The sequence below is a fragment of the Saccharopolyspora elongata genome (assembly GCF_004348985.1).
Classification (GTDB): Bacteria; Actinomycetota; Actinomycetes; order Mycobacteriales; family Pseudonocardiaceae; genus Saccharopolyspora; species Saccharopolyspora elongata.
In genome coordinates this window covers 1-21,224 of sequence record NZ_SMKW01000041.1, presented here as the reverse complement: position 1 = coordinate 21,224, position 21,224 = coordinate 1, and the positions used below count along the sequence as shown (strand labels likewise).

Below are 21,224 nucleotides of genomic sequence, written 5' to 3'. Positions count from 1 at the left end.
CGTGCCGCGTCAGCGGAGCTTGTGGAGCCGCCGGATCGCTTCGTCCAGGACCTCGTCGCGCTTGCAGAAGGCGAACCGCACCAGGTGCTTGGCGTCCTCCGGGTGGTCGCAGAAGACCTGCACCGGGATCGCGGCGAGCCCGATCCGCTCCGGCAGCGAGCGGCACAGCTCGGCGCCGTCCTCGAAGCCCAGCGGCCGGACGTCGGCGCAGATGAAGTAGGTGCCCTCGCTGGCGAGTACGTCGAAGCCCGCCTCGGTCAGCCCGCCGGCGAGCCGGTCCCGCTTGCGCTGGAGGTCGTCGCGCAACCGATCGACCCAGTCCAGCTCGTTGCGCAGGGCGTGCGCGACGGCGGGCTGGAACGGCGCGCCGCCGACGAAGGTCATGAACTGCTTGGCCGCCCGCACGGCGGCGACGAGCTCGGCCGGGCCGCAGATCCAGCCGATCTTCCAGCCGGTGGCGCTGAAGCTCTTGCCGACGCTGGAGATCGACAGCGTCCGCTCGGCCATGCCGGGCAGGGTGGCCAGCGGCCGGTGCTTGCGGCCGTCGAAGATCAGGTGCTCGTAGACCTCGTCGGTGATGGCGATCACATCGTTGTCGCGGCAGACCTCGGCGATCACGGCCAGCTCGGCGTCGGTGAACACGGTGCCGGTCGGGTTGTGCGGCGAGTTCAGCACCAAGGCGCGGGTCTGCGGCCCGACGGCGGCGCGCAGCGCCTCGACGTCGAGCTCGAAGCGGTGGTCGGGGCCCTGCCGCAGCGCGACGGTCCGGCGCACCCCGCCGGCCATCGCGATGGCGACCGGGTAGGAGTCGTAGTACGGCTCGACGAGCACCACCTCGTCGCCGGGCTCGACCAGGGCGAGCATCGCGGCCGTCAGCGCCTCGGTCGCACCGACTGTGACCAGCACCTCGTCCTCGGGGCGGTGCTCGATGCCGTAGCGCGCCTGGCGGTGCTCGGAGATCGCGGCCCGCAGGTCCGGCTCGCCGGCGCCCGGCGGGTACTGGTTGACGCCGTTGGCGATGGCCTCCTGCGCGACGCGCAGCATGCCCGCGGGGCCGTCGGTGTCCGGGAAGCCCTGCCCGAGGTTGACCGCGCCCGTCCGCCGGGCGAGCTCGGTGATCTCGGCGAAGATCGTGGACGTGAAGGGCCGCAACCGGCTGGTGAGGGCAGGAGTACGCACGTTTCCGCAGGGTAGTCGAAACTGCCGGTGCCACGCTCGGTCGTCTTGCGCTGTGGTCGGGGAGCCGTGGGTGCGGGGGGCCTGCAGCCGCTGCCGGATCGCCGTGACGCGTCGGTGCTCTTCAAGCGCTGCCACAATCGGTATGTGCAGCCGACAGCGGAAACCGACAGTGACAAGCGCCGTGGCCTGCGGCGGATGAAGGCGGTGGCCGGCGGGTTCCTCCTGCTCGCGACCCTGATCTACGTGATCGCCCGCTGGCAGGAGAACGCCGGCGCCGGTGCCTGGGTGGGGTACGTGCGGGCCGCGGCCGAGGCCGGCATGGTCGGTGCGCTGGCGGACTGGTTCGCGGTCACCGCGCTGTTCCGGCGGCCGCTGGGCCTGCCGATCCCGCACACCGCGATCATCCCGACCCGCAAGGACATGATCGGCCGCAACCTCGGCGACTTCGTCGGCTCGAACTTCCTGGCGGAGCATGTGGTGCGGGACAAGCTGCGCCGCGCGGAGATCAGCCGCCGCCTCGGCTGCTGGCTCGACGACGCCGACCACGCCGAGCGGGTCACCTCGGAGCTGGCCACGGCGGTGCGCGGGGCCGTGCAGGTGCTGCGGGACGAGGACGTGCAGGCCGTGCTGGAGCAGGCGGTCGTGCGCAAGGTGCTCGCCCAGCCCTGGGGGCCGCCGCTGGGCCGGATCCTCGGCCAGGTCTTCGCCGACGGCTCGCACCACAAGCTCGTCGACCTGATCTGCGACCGGGCCTACGACTGGGTGCGGGACAACCACGAGACCGTGCTGCGCGTGGTCAGCCAGCGCGCGCCGTCGTGGTCGCCGAAGTTCTTCGACACCATCGTGGCCGACAAGATCTACGCCGAGGTGCTGTCGTTCGCGTGGGCGGTCAAGACCGACCCGGAGCACCCGATGCGCAAGGCCGTCGACCGCTTCCTGGTGGAGTTCGCCGACGACCTGCAGAACGACCCGAAGACGATGGCCAAGGCCGAGCAGATCCAGCAGCAGGTGCTGGAGCACCCGGAGGTGCAGAACCTCGTCTCATCGGCGTGGGGCACCGCCAAGAAGATGCTGCTCGACGCGGCCGAGGACCCGTCGAGCGAGCTGCGGGTGCGGGTGCGCGAAGGGCTGCGTTCGCTCGGCCGCAGGCTGGTCGAGGAGCCGGAGCTGCAGTCCAAGGTGGACGGTTGGGTGGAGGGCGCCGTGGTGTACGTGGTGTCCAACTACCGCGACGAGCTGACCACGCTGATCACGGAGACGGTGGAGCGCTGGGACGCGCAGGAGACGTCCCGCAAGATCGAGCTCCAGGTCGGCCGGGACCTGCAGTTCATCCGCATCAACGGCACCGTGGTCGGCGCCCTCGCCGGCCTGCTGATCTACACCCTCTCCCAGCTGTTCCTCTGAGCGCCGCAGGTGGTTCGGATGCGGTGCGGGAGGGCGGGCCTTTGTCTTTGAAGCGGCGCAGCCGCTTAGCCCACCTGCGCAACCGGCACCGCCGCGGGCTCTCAGGGGTCTTCTCGCGAGGACAGCCCCGACGTGGTGAATTGATGTCGGGGATCCCACAGCGAGAAGACACCTGAGGTTCCGCTACCGCACCGCCACGCAAGACGAGCCTGGAAACAAGCTCTTCAGCTGGTGTGGCGTTCGCGCCAGGAGCGGGCCTTCTCGCGGTTGCCGCACACGCGCATCGAGCACCAGGTGCGGGAGCGGTTGCGGGAGCGGTCGTAAAACGCCCACAGGCAGTCGTCGGCCGGGCAGATCTTGATCCGGTCCCAGCGCCCGGTGTGCACCAGTCTGGCCGCGGCCACCAGCACGCTCCCGATCGCATCGCCGCCGGTCAGCGTCGGAACGCCGTTGTGCAACCGGACCTGGACCGGCCAGGCCGTTTCGAAACCCGCCTGCGGCCGGACACCGCAGGACACCGCGTTGCGCATGGAGTCCCGGATCTCCCGCGCCGCATCGACGCCCGGTGCCTTGCCGAGGCCCTGGTCGATGCACCACTGCTGCCACTGCCCGGGATCGTCCAGGATCTCGGTGCCCTTTTCGGCGTCGCAGGTGTTCAGGAAGGCCAGGACCAGCTCTATGTCGTGGTCGAAGTCGAGTTCGACGCCCTCCGGCGCCGACGGGCGATCCACCTCCGGAGCGACAGCTCTGCTGTTCACGAACACCATCGTAAGCCAATAGGGGGTTGTGCCGACCTCATGTAACCAACATAATCACTACACCGGTTAGTAACCGGTGAACGTGTTTGAGAGGTTGGAGTGTGGCGGTGAATCCGATCCAGATCGAGTCGTACGGGTACTCGGAGAGCAGTCGCGAGCTGACTGCGCGCGCCGCGCGCGGTGCCGAGATCGACCGGGCGCTGAAGGATGGGGGCCGGCTCCGTCCCGAGTTGCTCGACCGGTTCGCCAACTGGTGGGCCTCGGCGACGGCGGCGCTGCGGCCCGGCGCAGCGGTGGACCCCGGTCCGGCTCCGCGCGGCTGCCTCAACTGATGACGAGAGGGATGACGATGACGACGACCTTGCGCTTGGCCGCCTTCGCGATCGACTGCCCGGACCCGCGGGCGCTGGCCGAGTTCTACGGGCGGCTGCTGGGCTGGGAGGAGATCGACGACTCCGAGGCCGACGAGGGCTGGATCGAGCTCGTGGACCCGGCCGGCGGCGCGCGGCTGGCGTTCCAGCGCGACCCCGGCTACCGTCCGCCGACCTGGCCGAGCCGGGACGTGCCGCAGATGATGCACCTCGACATCCGGGTGCGCACGCTCGCGGAGGGCCACGAGCAGGCGATCGCGGCGGGCGCGACACTGCTGCCGCAACCGTCCGACCATCCGGATGCGAAGTGGCGCGTCTATGCCGACCCGGCCGGCCACCCGTTCTGCATGTGCGCCGGTGAGGACTGATCGCCGGAGCGGGCCTGCTCCCGGAAGCCGCCTTGGCCCCGCTGTCGCCGGCAAACGACGGCGGGGCTGCCCGATCGAGTGCAAGCAGGGTGCTTGCAGGAGTTAGCACTCATGCGTATCGTGGTTGGTGACCGGAAAGGTGCTAGCCCGATGGAACGCGTGGACAAAGCCGTCAACAAGGCCGTCAACCAGGCGGTCAGCGACCTCGGCAGCTACATCCGGACGCAACGCAACAACGCCCAGATCTCGTTGCGGCAGCTGGCGAAACTCGCCGGCGTGTCGAACCCCTACCTGAGCCAGGTGGAGCGCGGGCTGCGCAAGCCCAGCGCGGAGATCCTGCAGCAGATAGCCAAGGGGCTGCGGATCTCCGCCGAAGCGCTTTACGTGCAGGCCGGGATCTTGGAGCGCCGCGAGAGCGGGCCGGTGGTGGACGCGATCCTCGCCGACCCGGAGCTCAACGAGCGGCAGAAACAAGTGCTTCTGGACATCTACGCCTCGTTCCGGCGGGAGCACGACACCGCGGCGGACGGGGACACCGAGCAACCCGAGGAGTGACCGCCATGCCGGCTTTCCCGAAGACCGACGACGTGAACAAGGTGCGCGAGCAGGCCGCGCACGCCCTGGGCGAGGCCGTCGAGCAGGCCCGCACCCCGCTGCTCGCCGCGCTCGGCGCCGGTGACCTCGCCGCCCAGGCCCTCGTGGAGGCGGTCAACAAGGTCCGCACCCAGCTCAACGAGCGCGCCGAGGCCGCGCGCCAGGACCTGCCCGCCGACTTCGGCGAGCTGCGCGACAAGTTCGACCCGGCCGAGCTGCGCAAGCGCGTCGACGCCTACAGCCAGACCGCGAAGAACCTCTACGACTACCTGGCCGAGCGCGGCGAGGAGACGCTGCACCGGCTGCAGGACCAGCCGCAGGTCAAGAAGGTCTGGGACCAGGTGGGCACCGCGCAGGGCAAGGTCGAGGACACCGTCGACGAGGTACGCGACCTGGCCGACGACGTGCTCGGCAAGGTCAGCCGCCCGTTCGGCAAGACCGAGGAAGCGACCGCCGAGGAGCCGAAGGCCGCCGAGCCCGAGGCCGAGGCGCCCGCCGCCAAGCCCGCCGCGAAGACCACGGCCGCGCGGACCACCACGCGCAAGACCGCGACCAAGTCGACCGCCGCGAAGAAGTCCTCGACCAGCAAGTCCAGCGAGAGCTGACGGTCCGGCAGGGTGCCCACTGCGCCTGCGACCCCGTAGGGTGGGCATGTGGAGCTGGCTCTTTGGATCCTGACGATCATCTGGATTGCGGGCATCCCGGTCGGGGTTTTCGCTTTCGTGCACGCGGCGTCGCAGCGCGCGGACGCTTTCACCGCCGTGGACAAGCTGAACAAGCTGGCCTGGATGGGCATCACGGGCGTCGCGGCGCTCGTGCTGATCTTCAGCACGCTGGGACCGTTCACGATCATCTGGATCGCCGGGCTGATCGCCTCGCTGGTCTACATCGTCGACGTCCGGCCCAAGGTGAAGGAAGTCCAGGGGCGGTCCTGGTAGTGGGGGCTCGCTGGACGGCGCACGGCCGCGGAGCCCCGGTGACGCTGGTCGTGCACGGTTTGGGCGCGACCGAAGGCGAAGCCCGCATCCCGGCCTCCGGGCTGCCGGGCACCCGCGTCGTCCTGGCGCTTCCGGGCCACGGCAGCGCCGACGACGCGCCGCCGGACTATTGGAACTACGGCTCGATCGCGGCGGATGTCCTCGCGGTGGCGGACGAGGTCGAGGCGACCCGCGCCGTCGGCGTCTCGCTCGGCGCCGGCGCGTTGACGCGCATCGCCGCGGAGCACCCGGACCGGTTCGAGCGGCTGGCGCTGCTGTTGCCCGCAGCCCTGGATAGGCCGCGCGAGGTGGCCGCGACCTGGGCGTTCGAGCGGCTCGCGGCGGCGGTCGCGGCCGGCGGCGAGACGTTGCGCGAGACGGTAGCCGCAGACCTGCCTGAGGGCGTGGAGGTCGGCGACTACGTCGAACGCCGTGCCGAGGCGCTGCTGCGGCTGGAAGACGCGCTGCGCGAGCTGCCGGAGCAGGTTCCGGTGCCGGACGCCGCCGTGCTGGCCGGTGTCCGGTCGGAGGTGCTGGTCGTCGGCGCCACCGACGATCCGCTGCACCCGGCCGAGGTCGCGAAGGCGGTGGCCGCGGCCTTCGCCCGCGCGCGGCTGGAGATCCTGCCCTCCCCGGCGCCGATGCTCACGCACCGCCGGGAGCTGCGCCGCCTGCTGGTGGACTTCCTCGGCTGAACCCGCGTCCGGCCGCTCCGGCGGGATTCGTATTGTCTGGTCATGGGTGTTGATTGGTCTGCGGCGGCTGGAACGCTGGACGTCACGTCGGCGCTGGAGCGCCTCGAACTGCTCGCCGAGCCGGTCGTGGCCGCGGTTCGCGAGCTCGACGACGAGCGGATCGGGGCGACCGAGATCGACCCGGATCTGGCGGACACCGCCGCGTTCTGCGAGAAGTACGGCTCGCCGCTGGAGTTGTCGGCGAACTGCGTGGTGGTCGCGGGCAAGCGCGCCGGTGAGGTGCGCTACGCCGCGTGCGTGGTGCTGGCCACGACCCGCGCCGACGTCAACGGTGTGGTCAAGCGGCGGCTGGACGTGCGCAAGGCATCGTTCGCGCCGATGGACGACGCGGTGCGGCTCACCGGCATGGAGTACGGCGGGATCACGCCGTTCGGGCTGCCCGCCGACTGGCCGATCCTGGTGGACTCCGAGGTGGCCGGGGCCCCGGCCGTGGTCGTCGGCAGCGGCGTCCGGCGCAGCAAGATCATCACGCCGGGCGAGGTCTTGGCGCAGCTCCCGGGTGCAGAAGTCCTGGAGGGCCTCGGCCGCTGAACCGCGAGTGCGGAAGCCGGTTCTCGCCGGCCTTCGCGCTCGCGCCTGGAGTCACACGCCGGCGGCGACGCGGGCTTCGATGATCATGTCGTCCAGGATCGCGCGGGGCGCGACGAGGTCGTCGATCATCCCGTTGATCCGCTCCCGTCCCTGGCAGAGGTCGGCGACCACCTCGACGGTGGGTTTGGAGTGGCCACCGAAGACGCACGGGAAGATCTCCGCCATCTTCGCGCTCGACACGCCGGCCCCGATCAGCCGCTGCACCAGCGACACCTTGTCCACATCGGACTCCGCGTATTCGCGGTGGCCGCCATCGACGAACACGTTGCTGCGGCGCGGAAAGCCGTGGCAGCGGGTTTCGACGGGATCGAGCTGCACGGCGCGAACAGCTACCTGCTGCACCAGTTCCTCGCCGACAACACATCCGAACCGACCGGTACGGCGGCCGCGGCCGGATCCGGTTCGCCGTCGAGGTGGCCGAGGCGGTGGCGGACGCGATCGGTGCGCACCGCGTCGGAATCCGGCTGGCGCCGGGAAATCCGCTGACCGGGCTCGTCGAGGCGGACCCGGCCCCGGTGCGCCGGGCGCTCGTCGACGCGCTCGAGCCCCTCGGCCTGGCGTACCTGCACCTGACCGACAACAGCCGCTACCCGGCCCTGCGGGACCTCCGTCCACGGTGGACCGGAACGCTGATCGGCAACACCGAGTTCGGGCATCCCACCACGCCGGAGGCCGGGGCGGCGCTGGTCGAGGAGGGCCGCGCGGACCTGGTGTCCTTCGGACGGCTCTTCATCTCGAACCCGGACCTGCCGCACCGGATCGCCACCGGGGCGCCACTGGCCGAGATCGACGAAACCCGCCTCTGCACCAACGGTCCCGAGGGCTACACCGACTACCCGGCGGCCCCGCCTCGGTAGCTCAGAAGACGACGGTGCGGCGGCCGTGGACCAGGACCCGGTCTTCGAGGTGCGCGCGCAGGCCCCGGGCCAGCACGAGCTTCTCGGCGTCCCGGCCCTTGCGGACCATGTCGGTCACGTCGTCGGTGTGGTCCACGCGGATCACGTCCTGCTCGACGATCGGTCCCGCGTCGAGCTCCGCGGTCACGTAGTGGCACGTCGCGCCGATGAGCTTCACGCCGCGCTCGTACGCCTGGTGGTACGGGCGGGCGCCGGCGAACGACGGCAGGAAGCTGTGGTGGATGTTCAGCGCCCGGCCGGCCCACGCCTCGCACAGCTCGGGCGGCAGCACCTGCATGAAGCGGGCGAGCACGATCGCGTTCGGGTCGTGGTCGTCCACCAGCTTCCGGACCTCCCGGAACGCCGCCGCCTTCGCGTCCGGGTCCTTGCCGAACGGCACGTGGTGGAACGGGATGCCGTGCGCCTCGGTGATGGGGCCCAGGTCCCGGTGGTTGCCGATCACCGCGCGCAGGTCGACGTCGAGCTCCCCGGAACCGATGCGGCCGAGCAGGTCGTGCAGGCAGTGGCCTTCCTTCGACACCAGGATCACCACGCGCCGCCGCTCGCCGGTGTCCGCCACCCGCCAGTCGGTGCGGCTGCCGAGCTCGTCGGCGACGGCGGCGAACCGGCGGCGCAGCTCGTCGATGCCGAACGGCAGCGAGTCCGCGCGGACCTCCTGCCGGGTGAAGAACCAGCCGGTGTTGATGTCGGTGTGGTAGCCGGCCTCGACGATCCACCCGCCGTGCTCGGCGATGAAGGTCGCGATGCGGGCGACGATCCCGGTGCGGTCCGGGCACCCGAGGCTGATGACGAAACGACGTTCGGAAGGGCTCACGGCCGGTGATTATCGCAGGTAGCAATGGTTGTACCGGCAACAGGCCGAGCCGCGTGACGCCCACTAGGAGTCATCGTTTCGCCTGGTCGGGTGCTGCGCCCGGCTCGGGCGGAGCTGTTCGCCTCGCCCATCGACATGAACGGCGAACCTCGCGCGGTCAGCCGGCGAGGGTGGCGCGGTGCTCGCTGGGGCGAATGCCGAGGCTGCGCTTGAAGGCGACGCTGAGCGCGTAGGCGTTGGAGTACCCGACCCGGCGGGCGATGTCGTCGACCGTCGCATCGGTCCGCGCCAGGAGGTCGGCGGCCTGGCAGATGCGCCACTCGGCGAGGTAGGCCATGGGCGGTTGGCCGACCAGCCGGCGGAACCGGTCCGCGAACGCCGCCCGCGACATGCCCGCCTCGGCGGCCAGCTGGCATTCATGATGTCGGGGATCCCACAGCGAGAAGACACCTGAGGTTCCGCTACCCGCACCGCCACGCAAAACGAGCCTGGAAACAGGCTCTCTAGCAGCACAAAGTACGCACGGGCCGTAGTCAGCGCCCGGCGGCGAGGGCCGCGAGGGCGGCGTCGCCGGTGACCACGGCAGTGCTCGGGCGGCCCCAGACCCGCCGGAACACCGCGTCCGCGGTGCCCGCGACCGTCGCGTCGACCTCCAGCGCCGCGTCGGTCGGCGCCCCGGCCAGCGGCGGCCGGCCCGGCCGGTACTCGACCAGCCACGCGCGGCCCGCGTCCGGAGCGTGGAAGAGCACCTTGCCCTCGTTCTCCTGCTCTGCCCAGTCGCCCAGGGGCAGCAGCACGGTCAGGAACTCGTCGATGCCGTCGGCCGCCAGCTCCGGGTCGAAGATCAGGTCGTGCACGTGGTCCGGGCCGAGCCTGGCGAGCGCGTGCTCCGCGTCGAGCCGGTGGATCGCCGTCTCGTGCGCCATCCGCCGGGTCCAGGTCTTCGGGGTGCCGCCGGGGTAGAGCGACCGCACGGGCCGATCTTGATCCATTGTGGACAGTGTCTGGAGCAGGATCGCAAGCCGCTCGTCCCACCAGGCGACCACGTCGTCGAACTCGGCCGGCGGCCGCAGGTCCTCGGGGCGCTCGCTGCCCGGCTCCAGGTGCAGGGAGAGCTCCGCCCTCCCGTAGGCCTGCCCGAGGTGCTGGACCAGCTTGCGGACGTCCCAGCCGGGGCAGGTCGAGACCTCGGCGTTCGGTCCGGCCTGGAGCACGGCGCTGCGGAAGGCAGCGGCCTGGTCCCGGAATGCGCGGTGCAAGAAGTCGCTAGCCATGCCTCCACAATAGGAATCCGGACGTCGTCGTGGGCACCGGCGGCGGGCCCGCGAGATCAGCCGTCGCGGAAGTCCTGGTGGAGCCGGGCGCGTGCGCGGAATCCATTCTCGGCAGGACCCCGCTCGACCGGGTCGGCTCAGGGCGCCACCGCGGACCAGTCGACGGTGAGCTCGCCCAGCCGCCACCGGCGTCGCCGGTCCAGCACCGGCCAGCCCAGCTCCGCGAACGACTGCGCGGCCTGCGCCCACCGGGCACGCGGCCCGAACGGGACCATCGGGGCGGCCTTCGCCCAGCACGCGTCGAGATCGGCCAGCATCGCGTGCACCTTCTCGCCCGGCACGTTGCGGTGGATCAAGGTCTTCGGCAGCCGCTCGGCGAGGTCCGACGGCCGCTCGATGTCGGCGGGCAGGCAGGCCAGCGTCAGCGTCCGCGGCCCGCCCCGGTCCAGCGTCACCCAGCAGCAGCGCCGACCGATCTCGTCGCAGGTGCCCTCCACCAGCAGCCCATCGGGCGCCAGCCGGGAGCACAGTTCCTCCCACGCCTTCCACGCCTCGGGCTCGGTGTACTGGCGCAGCACGTTCAACGCCCGCACCAGCGCAGGCCCAGGGAAGTCGCGCACCCCGGCGGCCAGTCCGGCCAGCTCGAACCCGCCGCGGCGGAACTCCAGCGCGGGCGGATCGGCGACGAGCTTGCCGGCCGCCACCCGGTCCGGGTCGATCTCCAGGCCCACCACCCGCGCGTCCGGGCGCAGCGGCCGCAGCCGGGCCGCCAGCTCCACGGTGGTCACCGGGGTGGCGCCGTAGCCGAGGTCGATGACGACCGGCTCCGCCGCGTTGCGCAGCGCGTCGGCGACCCACTGCGTGCCGGCGATCCACCGGTCGATGCGCCGCAGCCGGTTCGGGTTGGTGGTGCCGCGCGTGGGCATGCCCAGGGCGCGGGCCCGACCGGCGGCGAGCCGGGGCGCCCGCTTCTTCGGGGCCGAGTTCATCCCCGGCGGGCCAGCCACTCGGTCGTGAAGCGCTCTTCGTCGGCCAGCAGCTTCTGCACCTGGTCGACGATCAGATCTTCCAGCTTGCCGCCCAGGAACGGCACGTTCACCCGCACGCTCCCGGACACCACGAACTCGCTGACCGCGGCTCCGGCCGGTTCGGCCAGGTCGCGCAGCCACATCGAGCCGGTGATCGAGCAGGGCGCGCCGGCGACCTCGGCGGCGATCTCGCCGGTGTAGTGCCCGTCCTCCTCGCGCCGCCACGATTCGCTGCGGTCGATAGTCAGGTCGCCGCCGACCACCGTGCGGGCCACCGACGGTAGCGAGTCGGCGTGCACGCCCTGGCGCAGCTGGAACCGCGCGCCGTTCTCGGTTTTGACGTGCTGGACCAGCGCCGCGCTGGCGCCGCCGATCTCCGCCAACCGGTCGGTGAGGTAGTCCTTGTCGATCAGCGCCTCGTACACCCGGGCGGCGGGCCACTCGGAGGTGCTCCGGTGCTCGATGCGGCGTGCCATGCAGCGGAGGCTACCTTTGGCAACCGTGAATCCCTCCATGTCCGGTGCCGAAGAAGTGCGCGACAACACTCGGTCGTCGGATCCGCACCCAGCCGGGACCGCCGTCGGGCACGGCGCCGACGGACGGTCGCTGGCCGGCTACACAACGCTGCGGCTGGGTGGCCCGGCAGCCGACCTGGTGGTCGCGCACCACCCGGACGAGCTGACCGCCGCGGTGCGGGCCGCGGATTCGGCCGGGCAGCGGCTGCTGGTGCTGGGCGGCGGCTCGAACGTTGTGGTCGCGGACGAGGGCTACGCCGGGCATGTGGTGCGGATCGCGACCAAGGGGCGCCAGTACGACAGCGTCGGCGACGGGCTGGTGCAGCTCACGGCGGAGGCCGGCGAGGACTGGGACGAGGTGGTCGCCGACACGGTCCGCCAGGGCCTGGGCGGGCTCGAATGCCTGTCCGGAATCCCCGGCCTGACCGGGGCGACGCCGGTGCAGAACGTCGGCGCCTACGGCGTCGAGGTGTCCGAGCTGCTGGTCTCGGTCGACCTGCTGGACCGCGCCACCGGGCGCGTGCGCACGGTCCCGGCCGACGAGCTCGGGCTGGCCTACCGGACCAGCGTGCTCAAGCACAGCGACACGGCCGTGGTGCTGCGCGCCCGGTTCCTGCTGCGCGACGGCGGCCGGTCGGCCCCGATCCGGTACGCCGAGCTCGCGCGCACGCTCGGCGTGGAGCCCGGCGGGCAGGTCGACGTGGCCGCCGCCCGCGAGGCGGTGCTGGCGCTGCGGCGTGGCAAGGGCATGGTGCTCGACCCGGCCGACCACGACACCTGGAGCGCCGGTTCGTTCTTCACGAACCCGATCGTCGAGGCCGACGACCTGCCCGAGGTGCTGTCCCGGATCGTCGCCGAGATCGGCCCGGACCAGCGGATCCCGCAGTACCCGGCGGACGGCGGCCGGACCAAGCTGTCCGCGGCGTGGCTGATCGAGCGCGCCGGGTTCGCCAAGGGGCACCCCGGCCCCGGCGGACGGGTGGGGCTGTCCACCAAGCACACCCTCGCGCTGACCAACCGCGGCGCCGCGACGACCCGCGACCTGCTACTTCTAGCGCGTGAAGTTCGGGACGGGGTACGCGTGGCCTTCGGCGTTTCGCTGGCACCCGAGCCCGTGTTGGTGGACTGTTCGCTGTAGCAGCCGAAGAGCCGAACGGCCGTAAGAGTGACTCTTCGTGACTGATGCGTAACCCTGAGTGTTAAATGGGGTAGGTGGAGGGGGCCACCATGCTGAGCATCAGGGAGCTTAGGGATCGGGCGGTCATCCGCCCGATCAAGAGGGCGGTCGAGGACCAGCTCCTGGACCTGCCCGGGGTGACCGCTGTCGACATCGGTGTGAAGCACCGTGCCGGGGCACCCACCGGCCATCAGGCGATCGTCGTCTCGGTGATCCGCAAGAGGCCGCGCGATCAGCTCGTCCCGGGCACCTGCGTGCCGGGCGACATCTTCGGCATCCCGACCGACGTCATCGAGGAACAGCCGGTCCTGCAGCACATCCACTGCGCCCGGCAGGAGCCGATGGTGCCGAACCGGCACCGCGGCGACCGCTACGGGGTGGTGCGGGCCGGCGGCGGATTAGCGCCCTGCCGGGCCGTCTACCTGGCGCCGCCGACTGTGCCGAGCGCCGGCGAGTACTGCCGCATCGGAACGCTCGGGGCGATCGTCACCGGCACCGCGCCGACGGTGGTCACGATGGGCCTGACCACCTTCGACGTGGCCTGCCTGGACGACGCCTGGGCGGTGGGCGACCGGATGGCCGATCCGGACGACGGCCGGGTGCACACCGAGCTGGCGCGGGCGGCGCTGTCCGGCCGGGTCGACGCGGCCGCGGTCGCGATCGCGCCGGGTTCGGAGACGTCGTGCGTGGTCGACGGGATCGGCCCGGTCACCGGGCACGCGTCGGCGTACCCGGGCGAGCGGGTCCGGAAGAACGGCTTCGGCACGGGCGTGACGCTCGGCGTCGTCACCTCGGTCGATGCGACCGTGCGGATCGATCACGGCGAGGCCCTGGGCGTCCGGGTGCTGCGGGAGCAGATCCGGATCGCGGCCGCGGACCTGCGGTTCTGCGGGCCGGGCGACGCCGGGGCGGCGGTGCTCGATCCGGGCGGGCGGATCATCGGCCTGCACGTGGCGGGCAGCCGCGGCGGGGCGTTCGGCTTCGCCAGCCCGATCGCGGACGTGCTGGCGGAACTCGACGTGGAACTCTGCACCGAATCCCAGCGAATCCGAGTCTGACCCCACGCCCCTGCTGCCCAGACCCGATCGGCCCCCGGCCGGTCGGGTCCGCAATTTCAATGGAAATCAGAGGTTCGATTTCCATTGAAATTGCGGACCTTCACCCGGAAGGGATCACTCGGTCCGGCGGTGCATGCGGGTGGCCGAGTGCTGGTCGCGGGGTTTGACGGAGATGAAGTCCAGGTTCACGTGGGACGGGCGGGTCACCGCGAACGCGATGATGTCCGCGATGTCGTCGGCGACCAGCGGCGTGATGCCTTGGTAGACCGCCGCCGCGCGCTCTTTGTCGCCGCCGAAGCGCACCTCGGAGAACTCCGTCTCCACAGCGCCCGGCGCGATCTCGGTGAACCGCACCGGCTCGCCCAGGAGCTCGCCCCGCAGCGTGCGGTGCAGCGCGCCCTGCGCGTGCTTGGCCGAGGTGTAGCCCGCGCCGTTGTCGTAGACCTCGGAGGCCGCCACCGAGGTCACCGTCACCACGTGCCCGTCGCCCGAGGCGACGAGCTTCGGCAGCAGCGCCTTGGTGACCCGGAGCGTGCCGAGCACGTTGGTCTCCCACATCCAGCGCCAGTCGTCCTCGTCGGCTTCGGCGATCTTGGCCAGGCCCTTCGCGCCGCCGGCGTTGTTGATCAGCACGTGGCATTCCGGCACCTGCTCGACGAACGCCGCCACCGAATCCGGGTCGGTGACGTCCAGGGGCAGCGCGGTGCCGCCGATCTCCTCGGCGAGCGCGGTCAGCCGTTCGAGCCGCCGGGCGCCCAGCACCACGTGGAAGCCCGCGGCGGCGAGGTGGCGCGCGGTGGCCGCGCCGATGCCGGAGCTCGCCCCGGTGACCACGGCCCAGCGGCCTGCAGAACTTGTGCTCACGTCTTCTTCCTCCCGGGAGACGGCCGATTGCCCGCGTCCATCGGACCACGTCCGGCCGGGGCTGATGTGACGTGCCGGATGTGACACGACACACTGGGGTTTCCAGACATCTTTTTTCGCCTTCGGGCGTCTTATGGATAACGGGTCACTTTTCGACGACCGTCCCGTTGCATTTCGGGCAAAGCGGATGGTCGTGCGCACATTCTCTAAGGGGATAGAGGTCAGAAGGTGAGTGGTTCCAAGCTGCGGTCGAGGTGGGCTGCGCTGGCGGGAGCTGTGGCGGCGTTGCTGCTGATCTCGGGCTGCGGTGCGTCCGCTCCGCAGGAGCAGAAACCCGCGGATCCGGTCGCCAAGGTGTCCTTCGAACCGGGCGCCGACGCCGGCGAGGTCAACCCGGCTGCGCCGATCACGGCCACCGTGGATCGAGGCAGGTTCGACTCCATCGCGCTGACCAACGCCGACGGCAAGCAGGTCGCCGGCGAGCTGTCCAAGGACGGCAAGAACTGGCACGCCACCGAGGCGCTCGGCTATGGCAAGAGCTACTCCTGGACCGGCCAGGCCATCGGCGACGACGGCAAGCAGGTGCCGGTGCAGGGCGCCTTCAGCACGCTGCAGCCGAAGAAGACGATCCGCGCCACGATCAACCCGACGGACAACGCCGAGGTCGGCATCGCGATGCCGATCAGCGTGAAGTTCGACGAGGCGGTCCAGGACAAGGCGGGGATCCAGCGGGCGCTGACCGTGCAGACCTCGGTGCCGGTCGAAGGCTCCTGGGCCTGGCTGTCGGACCGGCAGGTCGACTGGCGGCCGAAGGAGTACTGGCCGGCGCACACCCACGTCAGCGTGCACGCCAAGCTCTACGGCCAGTCCTACGGCCAGGGCTCCTACGGGCTGGCGGACCTGAGCACCGAGTTCGACATCGGCCGGGCGCAGATCGTCAAGGCGGCGGTGGGCACCCACCGGCTGGTCGTGATGCGCAACGGCGAGCAGGTGGCCAGCTACGCGGCGAGCTACGGCGAGGAGTACGACCCGGGACGCAACACGCCCAACGGCACGTTCATCGTCATGGAGAAGCGCCCGGTGGAGATCATGGACAACCCCCGTTACGGCTACCACGACGTGCGCAAGACCTGGGCGGCGCGGTTCTCGAACCACGGCGAGTTCATCCACGAGAACCAGGAGAACGCCGCCGCGCTCGGCAAGGTCAACAACTCGCACGGCTGCATCAACCTCAGCGCGGCCGACGCGAAGGACTACTACGACAGCGCGCTGCTCGGCGACCCGATCGAGGTGACGGGCTCGGCGAGCACCATGCCGCCGCAGTTCGACGTCTACGACTGGCTGCTCAACTGGGAGCAGTGGACCAAGAAGTCCGCGGTCTGAGCTGCTGCTGGGACGGGGCCGTGAGCCCTTCGGGTCGCCGCCGCGGCCCGGGGGACTCGCGGCCCCTTCGCGTTCTCCGGGTTCAGTCCTCGGCGTCGGTGGCGAGGATCGCCGTGAGGACGCCGGGGAACTTCTCGTCGAGGTCGGCGCAGCGCAGGGTCAGGAAGATCTCGCGGCCCGACGGCCGCTGGTAGATCACGCCGCTCTCGCGGAGCACCCGCCAGTGGTGGGTCATGGTCGACTTCGACACCGGCGACGGCAGGCTGCCGCAGGAGCGTTCCACGCCGTCGGCGAGCGCGCGGACGATCGACAGCCGCACCGGGTGCCCGAGCGCCGTGAGCACCTCCGGCAGCCGGATCTGTTCGAGTGTCGGGTGATTCAACGCCACGGGCCGATTGTACGCAAACTGTCGTACTGATCACGTCGGCGTTGACCCCGCCGCTCCCATTGTTCGAAGATCGGCGAACAGTCGAACTGTACGACTGTTCCCGTACTGTCGAACCAAGGAGCCCTGGTGGCCCATCCCGCCAAGACCAGATCGCGACCGCGCCTCGGCCTGACCCTGGCCCTGCTGGCGTTCTCGCAGTTCATCATCGCGCTGGACTACAACATCGTGTTCGTGGCGCTGCCCGAGATCGGGGCCGGGCTGGACTTCTCCGCGCAAACCCTGCAGTGGGTGGTCAGCGGCTACGCGGTGGCCTTCGGCGGCTTCCTGCTGCTCGGCGGGCGCGCGGCCGACCTGCTCGGCCGGCGCCGGATGTTCGTGCTGGGCATGTCCCTCTACGCCGCCGGATCGCTGGTCGGCGGGCTGGCCACGGCGACGTGGCCGCTGATCGCCGCGCGCGCCGCGCAGGGGCTCGGTGGCGCGCTGCTGTTCCCCGCGACGCTGGCGCTGATCAACACGACGTTCGCCGAAGGCCGCGACCGCAACCGGGCGCTGGCGGTCTGGAGCGCCGCATCGGCCGTCGGCCTGTCGCTGGGCTCCCTGCTCGGCGGCGTGCTGACGAACGCCTTCGGCTGGGAGTCGGTCTTCCTGGTCAACGTGCCGCTGGGGCTGCTCGGGGCGGTGGCGGCGTTCCCGCTGCTGGCCGCGGACGGGCCGGTCGACCGGCAGCGCAGTTTCGACCTGCTCGGCGCGCTGACCGCCACGGTCGGCGTCACTGCGGTCGTGTTCGCGCTGGTGCAGGGCCCGGAAGTCGGGTGGGCGGACCCGAGCATCCTGACCGGCGTCGTCCTCGGCGCCGTGCTGCTGGTCGTGTTCGCGCGGACCGAGGCCCGCAGCCGCGACCCGCTGATGCCGTTGCGGCTGCTCCGCCACCGGAGCTTGGTCGGGGCGATGGCGATCACTGCGGTGTTCATGGCCACCTTCGGCATCCAGTACTACTTCCTGACCTTGCACTTCCAGCAGGTGCTGGGCTTCAGCGCGCTGGCGACCGGGCTCGCGTTCCTGCCGCAAACGCTGGTCACCACGGTCGGCACGCTCACCGGTGAGCGGCTGATCGCCAGGTTCGGGATCCGCGCGACGCTGGCGTCCGGGCTGGTCCTGGGCGCGATCGGGATGGGCGCGGTGGCGCTGGCGATGTCCGAGCAGAACGGCTACCTCGCGCTGCTGCCCGGGATCGTCCTGCTGAGCCTGGGGCAGGGCTTCACCTGGACCGGCATGTGGATCGCGGCAGGCACGGGCGTGGCGCCGGCCGAGCAGGGTGTTGCGTCCGGGATGGCGTCAACGGCGCAGCAGGTCGGCGGCGCCGTCGGGCTCGCGTTGCTGATCGCGCTCGCCGGCACCAGCACGGCCGACGGGCTGCGCACCGCGGTCGCGGCCACGGCGGTGATCGCGCTCGTCGGGACGTTGCTCGCGCTGCGTGCCGGTCGGTCGGTCGACGTGTGAGCAGTGCCACCCGGGGCCGCCTGGCAGGACCGTCCGGCGGCCCTTGAGCGGTAGCGTCGCGTCGGCCCCGGCTGTGTTCCGGAACGGCGACGGGAATGTTTCCGCCGCGCCGGGTGTCGGGGTTTGACGCGGGCCCGAAAAATTCGGGCCGCTCGGCTTGCGATGGGCAGCAGATGACTTCCAGCACGTTACGCATGCGGCCGCGCCGCGCCGCCGTCTTCTCGTTGCACACCTCCCCGCTGGAGCAGCCCGGCACCGGCGACGCCGGGGGCATGAACGTCTACGTCGCGCAGACCGCCAAGCGGCTCGCCGCGCTCGGCACCGAGGTCGAGATCTTCACCAGGGCGACCTCCTCGGACATCCCGCCGATCGCGGAACTGGCCCCCGGCGTCCTGGTCCGGAACGTGGTCGCGGGCCCCTTCGAGGGGCTCGACAAGAACGACCTGCCGTCCCAGCTTTGCGCCTTCGCCGCCGGCGCGCTGCGGGTGGAGGCCCGCCACGAGCCCGGCTACTACGACATCGTGCACTCGCACTACTGGCTATCCGGGCAGGTCGGCTGGCTGGCGCGGGAGCGCTGGGGCGTCCCGCTGGTGCACACGGCGCACACCCTCGCCAAGGTCAAGAACGCCAACCTCGCCGAGGGCGACAGCCCCGAGCCGCGGGGCCGGGTGCTCGGCGAGGAGCAGGTGGTGGCCGAGGCGGACATGCTGGTGGCCAACACCGAGTTCGAGGCCGCCGACCTGATCGAACGCTACGGCGCCGATCCGGATGCGGTCGCGACCATCCCGCCCGGCGTCGACCTGGAACTCTTCACCCCCGGCGGCCGCGCTGCCGCCCGGGCGGCCCTGGACCTGCCGCCGGACGCGGTGGTGCTCGCCTTCGTCGGCCGGATCCAGCCCCTGAAGGCCCCGGACGTGCTGCTGCGGGCGACCGCGGAACTGCTCGCCCGTCGGCCGGAGATTCGCGACCGCCTCGTGGTGCTGGTGGTCGGCGGCCCGTCCGGCAGCGGGCTGGAACGTCCCAGGGCGCTGCAGGAACTCGCCGTGCAGCTGGGCATCACCGACGTGGTGCGCTTTCTCCAGCCGCGCAGCGGGGCGGCGCTGCGCGACGTGTACCGGGCGGCGGACGTCGTGGCAGTGCCGAGCTACAACGAATCCTTCGGGCTGGTCGCGCTGGAGGCGCAGGCCTGCGGCACGCCGGTGGTGGCGGCCGCCGTCGGCGGCTTGCCGGTCGCGGTGGACGACGGGGTGTCCGGGCTGCTGGTGGACGGGCACGGCGCCGGGCAGTGGGCCGATGCGCTCGGCTCGATGCTGGAACCGGGGCTGCGCGCTCGGCTGGCCGCGAACACCACCGCGCACGCAGCGCGCTTCTCGTGGCAGCGCACCACCGAGGCCCTGCTCGACGCCTACGCGCAGGCGAAGATGTCGTTCCACGCGCAGCTGCGCATCCGGGAGGTCACGGCGTGAGCGTCGACGAGGTCATCAAGTCCACATTGGACGCGAGTGGGCTGGAGTACGCGCCCAAGGGCGCGGGGCGGTACTTCGTCACGCTGCCCGGCACCAAGAAGCTGCAGACCAACTGCTGGCTCATCGTCGCCGAGCACGCCCTGGTCGTCGAGGCGTTCGTGTGCCGGCAGCCCGACGAGGCGCACGAGGACGTCTACCGGTTCCTGCTGCGCCGCAACGCCCGGCTCTACGGCGTGCACTACACGATCGACGGCAACGGCGACATCTACCTGGTCGGCCGGATCGGCCTGCACGCGGTGACCGCCGACGAGCTCGACAGGGTGCTCGGGCAGGTCCTGGAGGCGGCCGACGGCGACTTCAACACCCTGCTGGAGCTCGGGTTCGCCACGGCCATCCGGCGCGAGTGGGGCTGGCGCGAGTCGCGCGGCGAGTCCCTGGCGAACCTCCAGCCCTTCCGGCAGCTGGTGGAGCGCGACGGCCCGGTCCAGCCCCTGCACGACCGGCCGTAGCGGCGCTCGTCGCCCGATCGGTGCAACCGGAAGATCGTCCCGCTCCGTCTCCGCCGTGTTCACGACGATGCGGAGGAGAACGGCATGGGCAAGCGGCGATTACGCGGGCCGATCATGGCGCTGGTCGCGCTCGGCCTGTTGAGCGGGTGTTCCTCGGGGGCGGGTGATTCGGCGGTCTCGGAGTCGCGCGCGGTGGCGCCGGCGGCTCCGCAGGAGCGCAACACCTCGGACAGCGGTTTCGCGACCGACACGGCATCCGGCGACGCGCAGAGCCCGGCGACCGGTGCGCGCGAGGTGATCCGGACGGCCGAGCTGGACATCGAGGTCGACGACATCGAGCGGGGCGCGGCCGAGGTGCGGCGGCGCAGCGAGGGCTCGGGCGGCTACCTCCAGCAGGAGGACGCCTACCGGTCGGGCACGACGATGACGATGCGGGTTCCGGCGGACCGGCTGGACCAGGTGCTGGGCGAGCTGTCGGCTCTGGGGCGGGTCACGTCGCGCAGCCAGCAGGCTGAGGACGTCACCGACCAGCTGGTGGACACGCGGAGCCGGATCGATTCCCAGCGGGCCAGCGTGCAGCGGTTGCGCGCGCTGATGGACCGCGCCGCGACGGTCGACGAGATCGTGTCGATCGAGAGCGAGCTGACCTCGCGCGAAACGGAACTGGACGCCCTCGAACGGCGCGAAGCGACGCTGTCCGGCCAGGTCGAGCTGGCCACGGTGACGGTGCGGCTGGAGCGCCCGGCCGCGGTCGCCGACGACGACACGGGCTTCCTGGCGGGGCTCTTCGGCGGCTGGCGGGCGCTGTCTGAGATCGGCGCGTTCCTGCTGACGGCCTTCGGCGCGGTGCTGCCGTTCGCGGTGGTGCTCGCGGTGCCGGCAACGGCGGCCTGGCTCTTGCACCGCCGCCGCAAAGCCCTCCGCAAGACAACTCTCTGAGCCGGAAGGACCGGCAGAGGGGGCACGAATACGCCAGGCAAGCGGCGTAGCCGCTTTCTCTTCCTCTGCTTCGGTAGCCGGCACCCGCGACGCCCAACGCCGCGGGTGCCGGAGCCGTCGCAAGCGGCGCAGCCGCTTAGCCCACCCTCGCAACTTGCACCGCCGCGGGTTCTCAGAGGCCTTCTCGCGAGGACAGCCCCGACGCCGCGTATTGGGCATACGTAAGTCGGGGATCCCGGAGTCGAGAAGGCTTCTGAGGTTCCGCTACTTGCACCGTTATGCAGAACGCGCCTGGAAACAAGAAAAAGCGGACCGCGCGGGGCGGCTCGGGAGAGAGGGGGAGTCACGAGCACGAGCCGCCCCGCGTGGGGGTCCCGCCTGACGGGCCGGTGGGC

Annotated in this window: 24 protein-coding genes and 2 pseudogenes; 16 read left to right on the top strand and 10 right to left on the bottom strand. The window is 71.4% G+C overall.

The features are described from left to right. Positions 1 to 9: 9 nt before the first annotated feature. The gene (locus tag E1288_RS27180) at positions 10 to 1,179 is read right to left on the bottom strand and encodes a pyridoxal phosphate-dependent aminotransferase (protein ID WP_132489879.1); all 1,170 of its coding nucleotides are present in this window, start codon (positions 1,177 to 1,179) and stop codon (positions 10 to 12) included. 195 nt (positions 1,180 to 1,374) lie between these two features. On the opposite strand from E1288_RS27180, the gene E1288_RS27175 reads away from it, so the two are divergent. Then, the gene (locus tag E1288_RS27175; RefSeq protein ID WP_132489968.1) at positions 1,375 to 2,583 is read left to right on the top strand and encodes a DUF445 domain-containing protein; all 1,209 of its coding nucleotides are present in this window, start codon (positions 1,375 to 1,377) and stop codon (positions 2,581 to 2,583) included. A 224-nt stretch (positions 2,584 to 2,807) separates the two neighbouring features. Here the strand turns inward: E1288_RS27175 and E1288_RS27170 are convergent, their stop codons facing one another. Further along, positions 2,808 to 3,350, bottom strand: a complete 543-nt coding sequence (locus E1288_RS27170; protein WP_132489877.1) for a CGNR zinc finger domain-containing protein — start codon at positions 3,348 to 3,350, stop codon at positions 2,808 to 2,810. A 98-nt stretch (positions 3,351 to 3,448) separates the two neighbouring features. Between E1288_RS27170 and E1288_RS27165 the strand changes: the two genes are divergently transcribed. From E1288_RS27165 to E1288_RS27135, 7 genes are all read left to right on the top strand, one after another. Further along, positions 3,449 to 3,673, top strand: a complete 225-nt coding sequence (locus E1288_RS27165; protein ID WP_132489875.1) for a hypothetical protein — start codon at positions 3,449 to 3,451, stop codon at positions 3,671 to 3,673. 17 nt (positions 3,674 to 3,690) lie between these two features. Beyond that, positions 3,691 to 4,080, top strand: a complete 390-nt coding sequence (locus E1288_RS27160; RefSeq protein ID WP_408013940.1) for a VOC family protein — start codon at positions 3,691 to 3,693, stop codon at positions 4,078 to 4,080. Between the two features lie 150 nt (positions 4,081 to 4,230). Then, entirely contained in the window at positions 4,231 to 4,635 is a 405-nt protein-coding gene (locus tag E1288_RS27155) for a helix-turn-helix domain-containing protein (RefSeq protein ID WP_093269388.1), read from the top strand. A 5-nt stretch (positions 4,636 to 4,640) separates the two neighbouring features. Continuing rightward, on the top strand, positions 4,641 to 5,279 hold the full coding sequence (locus E1288_RS27150; RefSeq protein WP_132489871.1) for a hypothetical protein: 639 nt from the start codon (positions 4,641 to 4,643) through the stop codon (positions 5,277 to 5,279). 48 nt (positions 5,280 to 5,327) lie between these two features. Then, positions 5,328 to 5,612 (top strand): DUF2516 family protein, encoded by a 285-nt coding sequence (locus E1288_RS27145; protein WP_132489869.1) that lies wholly within the window; start codon positions 5,328 to 5,330, stop codon positions 5,610 to 5,612. 38 nt (positions 5,613 to 5,650) lie between these two features. Next, positions 5,651 to 6,346 carry an alpha/beta fold hydrolase gene (locus E1288_RS27140; protein ID WP_235883838.1) on the top strand — a complete coding sequence of 232 codons (696 nt, stop codon included), beginning with the start codon at positions 5,651 to 5,653 and terminating at the stop codon, positions 6,344 to 6,346. 42 nt (positions 6,347 to 6,388) lie between these two features. Next, positions 6,389 to 6,937 carry a YbaK/EbsC family protein gene (locus tag E1288_RS27135; protein WP_132489865.1) on the top strand — a complete coding sequence of 183 codons (549 nt, stop codon included), beginning with the start codon at positions 6,389 to 6,391 and terminating at the stop codon, positions 6,935 to 6,937. A gap of 51 nt (positions 6,938 to 6,988) precedes the next feature. On the opposite strand, the gene E1288_RS48155 is transcribed toward E1288_RS27135, so the two are convergent. After that, on the bottom strand, positions 6,989 to 7,339 hold the full coding sequence (locus tag E1288_RS48155; RefSeq protein ID WP_207954564.1) for a MerR family transcriptional regulator: 351 nt from the start codon (positions 7,337 to 7,339) through the stop codon (positions 6,989 to 6,991). On the opposite strand from E1288_RS48155, the pseudogene E1288_RS27130 reads away from it, so the two are divergent. Next, a pseudogene (locus E1288_RS27130) lies at positions 7,241 to 7,854 on the top strand (oxidoreductase). The gene E1288_RS48155 and the pseudogene E1288_RS27130 overlap by 99 nt on opposite strands. Position 7,855: 1 nt before the next feature. Here the strand turns inward: E1288_RS27130 and purU are convergent. From purU to E1288_RS27105, 5 genes and pseudogenes are all read right to left on the bottom strand, one after another. Next, positions 7,856 to 8,728 carry a formyltetrahydrofolate deformylase gene (gene purU / locus E1288_RS27125; RefSeq protein WP_132489863.1) on the bottom strand — a complete coding sequence of 291 codons (873 nt, stop codon included), beginning with the start codon at positions 8,726 to 8,728 and terminating at the stop codon, positions 7,856 to 7,858. A gap of 157 nt (positions 8,729 to 8,885) precedes the next feature. After that, positions 8,886 to 9,137: pseudogene (locus E1288_RS27120) on the bottom strand (helix-turn-helix transcriptional regulator); the annotation flags it as partial. A gap of 124 nt (positions 9,138 to 9,261) precedes the next feature. Beyond that, positions 9,262 to 10,002: a maleylpyruvate isomerase N-terminal domain-containing protein gene (locus E1288_RS27115; RefSeq protein ID WP_132489859.1), complete on the bottom strand. Its 741-nt coding sequence runs from the start codon at positions 10,000 to 10,002 to the stop codon at positions 9,262 to 9,264. 137 nt (positions 10,003 to 10,139) lie between these two features. After that, a complete protein-coding gene (locus E1288_RS27110; RefSeq protein ID WP_165968275.1) occupies positions 10,140 to 10,991 on the bottom strand; it encodes a methyltransferase domain-containing protein in 852 nt (283 codons plus the stop codon). Then, entirely contained in the window at positions 10,988 to 11,506 is a 519-nt protein-coding gene (locus E1288_RS27105; protein ID WP_132489855.1) for a DUF2505 domain-containing protein, read from the bottom strand. Before E1288_RS27105 ends, E1288_RS27110 begins: the two co-directional genes overlap by 4 nt. 37 nt (positions 11,507 to 11,543) lie before the next feature. Here E1288_RS27105 and E1288_RS27100 point away from each other — a divergent pair, with 37 nt between their 5' ends. Together E1288_RS27100 and E1288_RS27095 are read left to right on the top strand one after the other, a co-directional pair. Then, complete coding sequence (locus E1288_RS27100; RefSeq protein WP_408013952.1) at positions 11,544 to 12,683, top strand: UDP-N-acetylmuramate dehydrogenase; 1,140 nt, start codon at positions 11,544 to 11,546, stop codon at positions 12,681 to 12,683. 89 nt (positions 12,684 to 12,772) lie between these two features. After that, positions 12,773 to 13,780 carry a chymotrypsin family serine protease gene (locus E1288_RS27095; RefSeq protein ID WP_132489851.1) on the top strand — a complete coding sequence of 336 codons (1,008 nt, stop codon included), beginning with the start codon at positions 12,773 to 12,775 and terminating at the stop codon, positions 13,778 to 13,780. Between the two features lie 114 nt (positions 13,781 to 13,894). On the opposite strand, the gene E1288_RS27090 is transcribed toward E1288_RS27095, so the two are convergent. After that, positions 13,895 to 14,644: an SDR family NAD(P)-dependent oxidoreductase gene (locus tag E1288_RS27090; protein ID WP_132489849.1), complete on the bottom strand. Its 750-nt coding sequence runs from the start codon at positions 14,642 to 14,644 to the stop codon at positions 13,895 to 13,897. A gap of 228 nt (positions 14,645 to 14,872) precedes the next feature. Between E1288_RS27090 and E1288_RS27085 the strand changes: the two genes are divergently transcribed. Beyond that, positions 14,873 to 16,027: a L,D-transpeptidase gene (locus E1288_RS27085; protein WP_132489848.1), complete on the top strand. Its 1,155-nt coding sequence runs from the start codon at positions 14,873 to 14,875 to the stop codon at positions 16,025 to 16,027. An 82-nt stretch (positions 16,028 to 16,109) separates the two neighbouring features. Here E1288_RS27085 and E1288_RS27080 read toward each other — a convergent pair whose 3' ends face one another. Beyond that, positions 16,110 to 16,415, bottom strand: a complete 306-nt coding sequence (locus tag E1288_RS27080) for an ArsR/SmtB family transcription factor (protein WP_132489846.1) — start codon at positions 16,413 to 16,415, stop codon at positions 16,110 to 16,112. Between the two features lie 126 nt (positions 16,416 to 16,541). On the opposite strand from E1288_RS27080, the gene E1288_RS27075 reads away from it, so the two are divergent. The 4 genes from E1288_RS27075 (at position 16,542) to E1288_RS27060 (ending at position 20,829) form a co-directional block, all read left to right on the top strand. Beyond that, positions 16,542 to 17,915 (top strand): MFS transporter, encoded by a 1,374-nt coding sequence (locus tag E1288_RS27075; RefSeq protein ID WP_132489844.1) that lies wholly within the window; start codon positions 16,542 to 16,544, stop codon positions 17,913 to 17,915. Between the two features lie 173 nt (positions 17,916 to 18,088). Then, positions 18,089 to 19,381: a D-inositol-3-phosphate glycosyltransferase gene (gene mshA / locus E1288_RS27070; protein ID WP_132489842.1), complete on the top strand. Its 1,293-nt coding sequence runs from the start codon at positions 18,089 to 18,091 to the stop codon at positions 19,379 to 19,381. Next, the gene (locus E1288_RS27065) at positions 19,378 to 19,890 is read left to right on the top strand and encodes a type III secretion system chaperone family protein (protein ID WP_132489840.1); all 513 of its coding nucleotides are present in this window, start codon (positions 19,378 to 19,380) and stop codon (positions 19,888 to 19,890) included. Before mshA ends, E1288_RS27065 begins: the two co-directional genes overlap by 4 nt. An 84-nt stretch (positions 19,891 to 19,974) precedes the next feature. Next, positions 19,975 to 20,829 carry a DUF4349 domain-containing protein gene (locus E1288_RS27060; protein ID WP_132489838.1) on the top strand — a complete coding sequence of 285 codons (855 nt, stop codon included), beginning with the start codon at positions 19,975 to 19,977 and terminating at the stop codon, positions 20,827 to 20,829. The last annotated feature ends 395 nt before the right edge of the window (positions 20,830 to 21,224 follow it).